Raw genomic sequence first — 11,095 nt, forward strand, 5'->3', positions numbered from 1 at the left:
ACGGATCGAGAAATTCACATCTTGACGACGTCGCGCGGCTGTGAGTAACGTCGCATAAACCTTCTGGAAAGTTTCCTAACAATTAGGGAGACGTCGGATGAGGAGATCCCTACGGCGTGCGCTGTGGGCCAGCACGGTGGTCGCTGTGGCAGTCGCCGCGGTCCCCGTCGCGTCGGCCTTTGGCGCGGGGAGCGTCACCACCCAGTTCACGGCCACCTCCGACTGGGGGAGCGGCCACGAGGTCCGAGTCACGGTCAGCAACGGCTCGGACGCCTCCGTCGCCACCTGGCGGGTCGAGTTCGACCTGCCGGCGGGCACCACCATCAGCAGTTTCTGGGACGCCGACGTCACCCGTAGTGGCAACCATTACGTAGCGGTCAAGAAGAGCTGGGCCGGCTCCATCCCGCCGGGCGGCTCGCAGACCTGGGGCTACATCGGCACCGGCGCCTACCGCGCGCCGACCAACTGCACGATCAACGGCGCGTCCTGCGGCGGCGGTACCACCCCCACCACCGCCCCACCCACGAGCAACCCACCGACCACGGCACCGCCCACCACCGCGCCTCCGACGACCGCACCGCCCACCACGGCGCCGCCTACCACCGGTCCGCCGCCGCCGGCCGGGCGCAAGCTCGTCGGGTACTTCGCGCAGTGGGGCGTCTACCAGCGCCAGTACTTCGCCAAGAACATCCACACCAGCGGGTCGGCCGCGAAGATGACCCACATCCTCTACGCGTTCGGCAACGTCACCAACGGCCAGTGCGTCATCGGTGACTCGTACGCCGACTACGACATGGCGTACACGGCGGCCAACAGCGTCGACGGCGTGGCGGACACCTGGGACGCCGGCGCGCTGCGCGGCAGCTTCGGCCAGCTGCGCAAGCTCAAGCGGATGTACCCGAACCTCAAGGTGATCTGGTCGTTCGGCGGCTGGACCTGGTCCGGTGGCTTCGGCCAGGCGGCGCAGAACCCCACCGCGTTCGCCAACTCCTGCTACAACCTGGTCGAGGACCCGCGCTGGGCGGACGTCTTCGACGGCATCGACATCGACTGGGAGTACCCGAACGCCTGCGGCCTCACCTGTGACTCCAGCGGGCCCAACTCCTTCAAGAACCTGATGTCGGCGCTGCGCACCCGCTTCGGCTCCAGCGCTCTGGTGACGGCGGCCATCACGGCGGACGGCACCTCGGGCGGCAAGATCGACGCGGCCGACTACGCCGGCGCGGTGGGCAGCCTCGACTGGCTGATGCCGATGACGTACGACTACTTCGGCACCTGGGCCGCGCAAGGCCCGACCGCTCCGCACTCGCCACTGACGTCCTACACCGGGATCCCGACACAGGGCTTCTACGCCGACGCGGCGATACAGAAGCTGAAGAGCAAGGGCGTACCCGCCAGCAAGCTGCTCCTCGGCGTCGGCTTCTACGGGCGCGGCTGGACCGGCGTCACACAGAGCGCGCCGGGCGGCACGGCCACCGGAGCCGCACCCGGCACGTACGAGGCGGGCAACGAGGACTACAAGGTGCTCAAGACCCGCTGCCCGGCCACCGGCACCGTCGCCGGCACCGCCTACGCCTTCTGCGGCAACCAGTGGTGGAGCTACGACACGCCGGCCACGATCGGCGGCAAGATGAACTACGCCCGTACCCAGGGCCTCGGCGGCGCATTCTTCTGGGAGCTCTCCGGCGACACGACAAACGGCGAGCTGATCACCGCGATGCGCAGCGGCCTCGGATAAGCCTCATACGCAAGTCCCACACAGAGGCGGGGAGTCAGGTTACTGGCTCCCCGCCTCGCGTTTACCTATGGGAAATATGGTTGGGCCCGCCAGCGTTGGTGGGTATCGTGATCGTCATGTTCGCCCCGGTTGGCTTCGCGCGGCCCGCAGGCATCGGCCTGCCCGCCGCGGCCGCCGCGTGCGCGTCGCCGGTCCGTCTGGATACCTGACCCTCCTCCCGTTCCCGCGGGCACGCCGTCCACTCCGGACGGACAGTGCCGTGCGCGCGGACGCCGGGTGGAGGGTGCCCCGCTCTTCCTTCCAGCCGAAACCCTTCCCGAACCAGAGGTTGATCCACCATGGCCAAGAGCCAGTTCGTGCGGAACAAGCCGCACCTCAACATCGGCACGATGGGGCACGTCGACCACGGCAAGACCACGCTGACGGCCGCCATCACCAAGGTCCTCGCCCAGCGGGACCCGTCCGTCAACCAGTTCGTGTCGTTCGACGGCATCGACCGGGCGCCGGAGGAGGTCGCCCGCGGCATCACCATCAACATCGCGCACGTCGAGTACGAGACGGCCACGCGGCACTACGCCCACGTGGACATGCCCGGCCACGCCGACTACGTGAAGAACATGATCACGGGGGCGGCGCAGGTGGACGCGGCGATCCTCGTCGTCTCGGCGCAGGACGGCGCGATGCCGCAGACCCGCGAGCACGTGCTGCTCGCGCGGCGGGTCGGCGTGCCGTACCTGGTGGTGGCGATGAACAAGGCGGACGCGGTCGAGGACACCGAACTGCTCGACCTTGTCGAGCTGGAAGTGCGTGAGCTGCTGTCCGAGTACGGGTTCCCCGGCGACGAGGTACCCGTGGTGCGGGTCTCCGCCCTCCGCGCGCTGGAGGGTGACCCGGCCTGGACGCAGTCCATCGTGAACCTGCTCGACGCGGTCGACCGGTACGTGCCGGTGCCGCCGCGGGTGCTCGACGAGCCGTTCCTGATGCCCATCGAGAACGTGCTCACGATCTCCGGCCGCGGCACGGTCGTCACCGGCGCCGTGGAGCGCGGCGCGCTGCGCGTCGGCGAGGCGGTGGAGGTCGTCGGCTTCGTGCCGGTGACGTCCACTGTGGCCACCGGCCTGGAGACGTTCGGCAAGTCGCTGGAGCGGGCCGAGGCGGGCGACAACGCGGCCGTGCTGCTGCGCGGCGTCAAGCGCGACCAGGTGCGGCGCGGCCAGGTGGTCGTGGCGCCCGGTTCGATCCGGACGCACACCCGCTTCCGGGCCCGCGTGTACGCGATGACGACCGCCGAAGGTGGCCGGCACACGCCCTTCTTCGGCAACTACCGGCCGCAGTTCTACTTCCGCACCACGGACGTGCCGGGCACGGTCGACCTGGGCGAGGTCACGATGGTCATGCCCGGCGACACCGTCGACCTGACGGTCCAGCTCGGCGCGCCGATCGCGATGGAGGTCGGGCTCGGCTTCGCGGTGCGCGAGGGCGGCCGGACGGTCGCGGCCGGCTCGGTCACCGAACTGCTCGACTGAACACGGGAGCGCGGCTCACGAACGTGGGCCGCGCTCTCCTACGCGAGCTGGACCGCCTCCACGCCCACCTCGCGGGCGGTGGTGTGGCGGATCCACTCGCTGAGCTGGCGGCGGCTGATCACCCGATCGTGCACCGAGACCTGCACCGCGAGCCCGTCGATGAGTGCCAGGATCCGCCACGCGGCGCCGGTCGGGTCGTCGCACTTGAACAGGCCCGCGTCGACGCCCTCCGAGATCACTTCGGTGAGCGCCTCCTTCCACCGCAGATCCAACCGCCGGGAAACCTTTTCCAGCTCGGGTGTGCGCAGCGACTCCGACCAGCCGTCAATCCACATGGCCCACGACTTGGAACGGCCCTGCGGCGCGTACAGCCGGAGGATCTTTTTGAGCTTTTCCAGCGGGGTCGCGGTGGACTGGACGACCGTGTGCAGCCGCCCCAGATCCTGCTCCGCGGCGTACGCGAATGCTTGCGCGAGCAAATTTTCCTTTGTGGCGAAATGGTAGAAGACCAGCGCTTGGCTGACTCCCGCGGCGGTGGCCACGTCGGAGGTGCGGGTGTTTGCCAGTCCGCGCTCCACGATCACGTCGCAGGCGGTGCTCAGCAGAGCATCAAGGCGGACTTCCGCGGCACGTCTCGTCACAGCGCACACAGTAACTCATGAATGCCTGCGCTATTTCCGCAGCATTAGTCGCTGTCATTCCGGAACGAAATCGAATTCGCGATCGGGCTGGTCGCCGGTAGGGGGAGGGGGCACCCGCCGATCATCCGAGCCGCGCAGTTCAAGATCGGCCGTGGTCGTTACCCCGTGGCACTATCGGTTCGCATGAGGTAGCTGTGCAGAGGATGCCGCTAAGGCCCGAATGGGCCGATCGTAGGCGTGGTCGCCCGCGGGGGGTGACTTAGGGCTTCTCTCCTGGATTGCCGGCGGGCGCCATCCGGGGTACGCCCTACCTGGCCGGTGAGACGGAGTGTGCGGCTATGGGCGGCTTTGGGCGGGGGCCGGCTCAAGCCGACGCCGTCGTGCCGGCTGTCCGGCGCGCCATGCACCGCGCACCCGAGGAGAGCAGCGGAAACGTCGCCGGGCACCAGTCGGGGCCTGGCCCGCTGCGCTCGATCGGCGTGCGCATCCTGCTGCCGGTGTTGGTGGCGACCGTCGGCCTCGTGACCCTCGGCGTGATTCAGACCCGCGACGCGCTGCGCGAGTCCGGCCGCGCCGGTGACGCCCGCATCCTGGCCCGCACCGCCAGCGCCGGCATCGCGGTCGCCCACCAGGCCGAGCTGGAGCACGCCGAGACGATCGCGCTGCGGCTGCGCGGCGGCGAGGCGGGCAAGCAGCTGCTGGAGGCGCAGCGCGCACGCACCGACGCGGCCCGCGCGCGGTACACGGAGGCGGCCCGCGAGGCCCGGCGGGTCTCGCCCGACCTGATCGGCGAGCTCGACGAGGCCGAGGCCGTCCTCGACGTCCTGCCCAGCGTGCGGGCGGTCGCGGTCAGCGCGCCCGACGGCTCGCCCGAGGTCTTCGACGCGTACAACGCGGTCACCCACGCGATGATCGGCATCGCCGACGCGGTGCCCAGCCAGCTGAGCGAGCCGCGACTTGTGGAGAGCGCCCGCGCGATCGTCGTGGTCACCGAGCTGGAGCACCTCGCCGCCGAGCAGCTCGACCTGTTGCGCCGCGTCTTCACCCGTGAGCGCCTGGAGCCGGGCGAGCTGGTGCGCCTTGCCGCGTGGGAGGGCGCCGAGCACCAGCAGCTGGAGGTCATCGAACGGCTGCCGGGCACCACCGAAGGCCGCTTCGCGACGCTGGTCGCCGGCGACGACGTGACCCGCGCCCGCGACATCCGCGACACCGTGCTCAACAGCGGCGGCGCGCCCGCCACGCTCCAGGTCGACCCCGACGTCTGGTACTCGGCGCAGAGCGGCCTGCTGCGCCGGCTGCGGCTGATGCAGTCGGAGCTGTCCACGTCGATGGAGCGGGAGGCGTACCAGATCCAGGTCGCCGCACACCGCCGTACGCTCGTGACCGCCTCGCTCACCGCCCTCCTCGTGGGGCTGGCACTGGCCGGCGCGATCATCCAGGCCGTGCGGACCAGCCGCCGGCTGCGCCGCATCCGGGCCACCGCGCTCGCGGTCGCGCACGGCGAGCTGCCCGACGCCGTCGCCCTGGTCTCGGCCGCGCCCGACGAGGCGACCGTGCGCGGCACGCTGCAGGACTCCGGCACCCGTGTCGAGGCCATGCTCCAGCCGGGCGCCGACGAGATCGGCGAGCTGGGCACCGCGTTCGCCACGGTGCACCGGCAGGCGCTGCGGCTCGCCGCCGAGCAGGCGCTGCAGCGGATGGAGACCACGGCCACCTTCACCGCGCTGTCCCGCCGCGGCCAGACGCTGGTGCAGCGGCAGTTGCACATGATCGGCGAGTTCGCCCGGTACGAAGTGGACCAGTCCGTCCGGGCCCGCCTCTTCGCACTCGACCACCTCGCCGCCCGCATGCGGCGCAACGAGGAAAACCTGCTCGTTCTCGCGGGCGGCGACCCGGGGCGCCGGTTCACCGAGCCGGTGGCGGCGATCGAGGTGATCCGGCTCGCCGCCGCGGAGATCGAGGAGCCGGGCCGGGTCGACGCCGTGTCCACGCCGCTGGTGGCGGTCGCCGCGCACGTGGTCGGCGACGTGATCCACCTGCTCGCCGAGCTGATGGAAAACGCGGCCAGCTTCTCGCCGCCGACCACGACCGTCCGGGTCGCCGCGCGCCAGGCCGTCGACCACGTGTCGTTGACCATCTTCGACGAGGGGATCGGGCTCACCGCCGACCGGCTCGACGAGGCCAACGAGCGGATCGCCCACCCCTCCGCCCTCACCAGCACGCTGGTCGGCACGATGGGCCTGCTGGTCGTCGGCCGGCTGGCCGCGCGGCACGGCATCCAGGTGCGCCTCACCAGCGTGGCGGGCGGCGGCACGGCGGCCACCGTCACGCTCCCGGACCGCGTGCTCGCACCGCTCCCGCCGCCGTCCCGGTTCTACCGTGGACAGTTGCTGGGCCCGCTGCCCGAGCCGCCACCGTCGGCCGCGCCACCGCGCACGGTCCTGGCGGTCGTCGAGGAGGCGGCCGAGCCGGCGCCGTCGATCCTGCGGCCGGCCCTCGTCGACGGGCTCACCGCCTCGGGCCTGCCCAGGCGCGCCCCGGCGCAGGCGCTGCCCACCGGCCCGGTCGCCGGCCGCCCACCCGCCGCGCGGCCGGGTGGCAGGACCACACCGGACCCGGACGAGGTCCGTGCGCGACTGTCCAGCTTGGCCAGTGGTTTGGCCGCCGCCCGCCCGCCCGCCGCACGGCCAGCAGGCAGGGCCACGCCCGACCCGGACGAGGTCCGTGCCCGACTGTCCAGCTTGGCCAGTGGTATCGCCGCCGGCCGCCGTACCGACACGACACCGACGACCGGCTCGCAGCCGACCCGGGAGGACTCTCATGAACCACGCAACGGACTCCCTACCGGCCCCCGTCGACTACGGTGACCTCGGCTGGCTGCTGACCTCGTTCGCGCGCAAGGTCCCGTCCATCGTGTACTCGCTGGCCGTCTCCGTCGACGGCCTCGCGCTGGCGGCCTCCGAGCGGCTCGACCCCAACCAGGCCGACCAGCTCGCCGCCATCACCAGCGGCCTCGCCAGCCTGTCGGTGGGCGCGGCCAAGTGCATGGAGACCGGGCAGATCCGCCAGTCGGTGCTCGACATGGACGGCGGGGTACTGCTGATCATGGCGGTGGCCGACCGGGCGTACCTGGCCGTGCTCGCCGAGTCCGGCGCCGACCTGGGCCAGGTGGGCTACGAGACGGCCGTGCTCGCCCAGCGCGTGGCCACCGCGCTCGACCCCGGCGCCCGCCCGTCGTGACCCGCCCGCGCCTGCTCCGGCGCGCCACCGCCCTGCTCGCGGCGGTGGCGCTAGCGGCCGGCTGCGCGCCGGATCCGCCCACCGGCCTGCGTGACAGCCACCTCGTGCTCGGCACCGGCAACACCAGCGGCGTGTTCTACCAGGTCGGCGGCGCGTACGCGGACGTCATCACCACGCACCTGCCCGGCTACGAGGCGATCGTCGCGCCCACCGCCGGCTCGGCCGACAACCTTCTGCGCATGGGCCGCGGCGACGTCGACATCTCGCTGACCTTCGCCGACGTGGCCGCCGACGCGGTGCGGGGGCGCGGTGCCTTCGCCGACGGCGCCCAGCCGCTGCGCGCGCTCGCGGTCGTCTACCACGGCTACACCCACCTTGTCGTACGCGCCGACGCCGGCATCAAGACGCCCGCCGACCTGCGCGGCAAGCGCGTGTCCACCGGTACCGTCAACTCCGGCACCGAGTTTCTCGCGCTCCGCCTGATCCGGGCCGCGGGCCTCGACCCCGACCGCGACATCCAGCGCTCCAGCCTCTCGCTGGCCGCCACCACGCGCGGCCTGGCCGACGGCACGCTGGACGCGACCTTCTGGTCCGGCGGCCTGCCGACGGTGGGCATCACCGAGCTGATGAGCAACCCGAAGGCGAAGATGCGCTTCCTGCCACTCGACGGGCTGCAGCCCGAGCTCGACCGCCTGTACCCCGCCACGTACGGCACCGGCCGCATCCCCGCCTCCACCTACGGACTGCCCGGCGACATCCCCACCGTGACCGTCGGCAACCTCGTCGTCGTCGAGGCGGACATGCCCGAAACGCTGGCGCACGACTTGACCGCGCTGATCTTCAAGTACCGCCAGGAGCTGGTCAACGGCCACCCCGAGTGGGGCTCGACCGACCGCGAGGCGGCGGGCCGCACCGGCGTGGTCCCGCTGCATCCCGGCGCCCAACGCTTCTATCAGGGCCGCTAGCGCCTGCGGGCCCGGCTCGTCGCATGCTCCCCGCCCCGGTGGGCTCGCGCGCGAGGCCTTCAACGGCAAAGGCACCCTGAATACCCGGCAACCCCGCACGACCCGACCCTTGCGGCCTACCTACGCGCTCTGTCAGGCCCTGCCGGCCGCCCACTAGGACCGTCCTTTTCGGAACCCCGTCCGCGTGATCATGGGTTCCCCAGCGTTGCCCATGGTTTGCTCAGCAGTTGTTGGACGATATTGTTTCTGTGCAAACCATGATCACGGGAGAGCGGCGTTCATTCGCGGGTGCTGCTGGCCGACGTTGGTCCGAAATCGCGAGACCGTAGTCGAGGTCGGCCGCCGCGAACCCGCTCCAAGCCTGATCATGGTCTAGTCGGGAACCTCGACTTCCGGAGTTTTGCTTCCCGTGCGAAAGCCCGCAGTTCGGCGCCGTCGTCGCGGTCTGTGACTGTCGATCAGGTGCAGGCGGCGTGAGCGTCGAGATCTTGGTGAGTTAGCGCGGCTATTTCGACGCTAACTTGCCAAGATCTGCCGGAGCGGGCTCCTGGATTGTGCTGGACGACCGCAGAGGGTGAGCGGCAAACCGCGGGCAGGGGCGGCAGCTCACATCCAACTCGGGGTCGGACTTAAGAGGGCTCACCCTGACCGGGAAGAACTCCAGACGACGAGACTCCGAGAGTCGAGTGGAACAGATTGCCCGAAACTGCTGACCAGACCATGGTCAACGCTGGTGACGTCATGATCACCGAGGCGACAGGCGATGGCGGAGCGGCACAGCCGGCCGCCAGGTCAGGTCGGCAAGCGCGCCGGTTATGGGCTGCGTGCGCAACCGTCCCGACCACGACGGGCACCGCAGCACGCCAGACCCGAGCCGGAGTGGAACACCCAGGACATCGCTATCCGCGCAGACAACCCGCGAGCGCGGTTGATCAGGGACCTCGTGGGTGGACACGCCGGGCGACACGCCCGCCAACTCCTTGATCAACCGCCCGCGGGGTCGACACGCCCGGCGACACGCCCACCAAGTCCCTGATCACCGGCCGAGAGGGGCAAGCCACCCCGAGGGGCAAGCCACCCCGAGGGGCAAGCCACCCCCGAGGGGCAAGCCACCCCGAGGGCAAGCCACCCCGAGGGCAAGCCACCCCCGAGGGGCGAGCCGCCCGAGGGCAAGCCACCCGCGAGGGCGAGCCAGCGGCGAGGGGTCAAGTGCCCGAGGGGTCGAAAGCAGAGACGTCGAGGGTGCGGAGGCGTTCCGGGTCGGCGAGGACGTCGATCGCCACGATGCGGCCCTCCGCGACCGTGAAGGCCATCACGAACTGGGCCTGCCCCCGCATCGCGACCACCGCGCCCGGCGTGCCGTTCACCAGCGCCCGCCGCACGAACGGTGACAGCCGGCCGGACGCGAACGCCTGCCCGCCCACCGCCTGCGCGCCGTGCAGCGTGAAGGTCATGCCGGGCCGGGCGCGCCCGCCGTCCGAGCGCAGCACCACGTCCGGGTGCAGGACGGCCACCAGTGCCTCGAAGTCGCCGGCCTGGGACGCGGCGAAGAACGCGTCGACGACCTCGCGCTGGCGCTGTACGTCCGGGTCGGGCGCGGGCGCCTGGCCGCGCACCCGGCGGCGGGCGCGGCTGGCCAGTTGGCGGGCGGCGTCCGGCGTGCGGTCGATCATCGGGGCGATCTCGTCGAACGGCACCGCGAACATGTCGTGCAGCACGAACGCCAGCCGCTCGGCCGGCGTCAGCGTCTCCAGCACCACCAGCAGCGCCAGGCCCACCGAGTCGGCCAGCACCGCCTGGTCCTGCGGGTCGACGCCGGAGTCGGGGCTGAGGATCGGGTCGGGTACGTGCACGTCGAGCGGCGCCTCCCGGCGGGTCTGGCGGGAGCGGAGCATGTTGAGGCTCACCCGGGCCACGACGGTGGTCAGCCAGGCGCCGAGGTTGTCCACCTCGCTGGTGTCCGCGCGCCGCATCCGCAGCCACGCGTCCTGTACCGCGTCGTCGGCCTCGCTGACCGAGCCGAGCATCCGGTACGCCACCGCCCGCAGCCGGCCGCGGTGCTCCTCGAACCGCTCGGTCAGCCAGTCCCGATCTCCCACGCCTGTCACATTGCCTCCTCGCGTCGGGTCAATGCGGTAGACCCAGCAAACTCCTGCGATGTGACGGGGAAGATCGACATGACCACACCCATCCTGCTCACCGGCGGTACCGGCACGCTCGGCCGCCAGATGCTCCCGCTGCTGCGTGCGGCCGGCCGGAAGGTGCGGGTGCTCAGCCGCCGGCCGGGCGAGGACGCCGACGGCGTGGAGTACCTCACCGGCGACCTGGCCACCGGCGAGGGGATCGACGCGGCCGTGACCGGTGTCGAGACCGTCGTGCACTGCGCCGGCAGCGCCAAGGGCGACGACATCAAGGCCCGCCACCTGGTGCGGGCCGCGTCGGCGGCGGGCGTGCAGCACCTGGTGTACATCTCCGTGGTGGGCGCCGACCGCGTCCCGGTGACGAGCCGGGCGGACCGCGCGATGTTCGGCTACTACGCCGCCAAGCGGGCGGGCGAGGTCGCGGTGGCCGGCTCGGGCATCCCGTGGACCACGCTGCGGGCCACCCAGTTTCACGACCTGCTGCTGCTCACCGCACGGCAGATGGCGAAGCTGCCGGTGCTGCCCGTACCCTCCGGCATCCGCGTGCAGCCGGTCGACTCGGGCGAGGTGGCGGCCCGGATGGTCGAGCTCGCCCTCGGCGCGCCGGCCGGGCTCGTCGCCGACCTGGGCGGACCTCGCGTGTACGGGATGGACGAGCTGATCCGCTCGTACCTCCGCGCGGTCGGCAAGCGCCGCCCGCTGCTGCCGATGCGCATGCCCGGCGGGGCCGCGGCCGCTATGCGTGCCGGCGCCAACCTCACCACGTCCGGCACGACCGGCCGGCGTACGTGGGAGGAGTTCCTGGCGGGCGTGGACGGGTGACCGTTTGCACGCGGTCCCGATC

The 11,095-nt window shown here is 71.6% G+C and carries 8 protein-coding genes; 6 read left to right on the top strand and 2 right to left on the bottom strand.

Annotation, left to right across the window (positions count from 1 at the left end; all coding sequences use genetic code 11):
• Window positions 1–97: 97 nt before the first annotated feature.
• Complete coding sequence (locus Phou_RS47720) at window positions 98–1,738, top strand: glycosyl hydrolase family 18 protein (protein WP_173070988.1); 1,641 nt, start codon at window positions 98–100, stop codon at window positions 1,736–1,738.
• Between the two features lie 338 nt (window positions 1,739–2,076).
• Window positions 2,077–3,264: an elongation factor Tu gene (gene tuf, locus Phou_RS47725; RefSeq protein WP_173070989.1), complete on the top strand. Its 1,188-nt coding sequence runs from the start codon at window positions 2,077–2,079 to the stop codon at window positions 3,262–3,264.
• A 38-nt stretch (window positions 3,265–3,302) separates the two neighbouring features.
• On the opposite strand, the gene Phou_RS47730 is transcribed toward tuf, so the two are convergent.
• Window positions 3,303–3,905, bottom strand: a complete 603-nt coding sequence (locus Phou_RS47730; RefSeq protein WP_173070991.1) for a TetR/AcrR family transcriptional regulator — start codon at window positions 3,903–3,905, stop codon at window positions 3,303–3,305.
• A 401-nt stretch (window positions 3,906–4,306) separates the two neighbouring features.
• Between Phou_RS47730 and Phou_RS47735 the strand changes: the two genes are divergently transcribed.
• The 3 genes from Phou_RS47735 to Phou_RS47745 are packed head-to-tail and all read left to right on the top strand — an operon-like array spanning window position 4,307 to window position 8,110.
• Window positions 4,307–6,772: a sensor histidine kinase gene (locus tag Phou_RS47735; RefSeq protein ID WP_218579622.1), complete on the top strand. Its 2,466-nt coding sequence runs from the start codon at window positions 4,307–4,309 to the stop codon at window positions 6,770–6,772.
• On the top strand, window positions 6,726–7,145 hold the full coding sequence (locus tag Phou_RS47740; protein ID WP_173070996.1) for a roadblock/LC7 domain-containing protein: 420 nt from the start codon (window positions 6,726–6,728) through the stop codon (window positions 7,143–7,145). Before Phou_RS47735 ends, Phou_RS47740 begins: the two co-directional genes overlap by 47 nt.
• Window positions 7,142–8,110, top strand: coding sequence for a TAXI family TRAP transporter solute-binding subunit (locus tag Phou_RS47745; protein ID WP_246274732.1), 969 nt, complete (start codon window positions 7,142–7,144; stop codon window positions 8,108–8,110). The genes Phou_RS47740 and Phou_RS47745 overlap by 4 nt, the downstream gene beginning before the upstream one ends.
• Window positions 8,111–9,315: 1,205 nt before the next feature.
• Here the strand turns inward: Phou_RS47745 and sigJ are convergent.
• The gene (gene sigJ, locus Phou_RS47750; RefSeq protein WP_173071563.1) at window positions 9,316–10,209 is read right to left on the bottom strand and encodes an RNA polymerase sigma factor SigJ; all 894 of its coding nucleotides are present in this window, start codon (window positions 10,207–10,209) and stop codon (window positions 9,316–9,318) included.
• Window positions 10,210–10,287: 78 nt separating this feature from the next.
• Between sigJ and Phou_RS47755 the strand changes: the two genes are divergently transcribed.
• Window positions 10,288–11,073 carry an SDR family oxidoreductase gene (locus tag Phou_RS47755; RefSeq protein WP_173070998.1) on the top strand — a complete coding sequence of 262 codons (786 nt, stop codon included), beginning with the start codon at window positions 10,288–10,290 and terminating at the stop codon, window positions 11,071–11,073.
• Window positions 11,074–11,095 lie beyond the last annotated feature (22 nt).

The organism is Phytohabitans houttuyneae, from assembly GCF_011764425.1.
GTDB lineage: Bacteria > Actinomycetota > Actinomycetes > Mycobacteriales > Micromonosporaceae > Phytohabitans > Phytohabitans houttuyneae.

What these genes read in the sequence shown, in the direction of transcription:
- Phou_RS47720 (WP_173070988.1), top strand. Translation starts at nt 98, where the DNA reads ATGAGGAGATCCCTACGGCGTGCGCTGTGGGCCAGCACGGTGGTCGCT.
- Phou_RS47740 (WP_173070996.1), top strand. Translation starts at nt 6,726, where the DNA reads ATGAACCACGCAACGGACTCCCTACCGGCCCCCGTCGACTACGGTGAC.
- tuf (WP_173070989.1), top strand. Translation starts at nt 2,077, where the DNA reads ATGGCCAAGAGCCAGTTCGTGCGGAACAAGCCGCACCTCAACATCGGC.
- Phou_RS47755 (WP_173070998.1), top strand. Translation starts at nt 10,288, where the DNA reads ATGACCACACCCATCCTGCTCACCGGCGGTACCGGCACGCTCGGCCGC.
- Phou_RS47735 (WP_218579622.1), top strand. Translation starts at nt 4,307, where the DNA reads ATGCACCGCGCACCCGAGGAGAGCAGCGGAAACGTCGCCGGGCACCAG.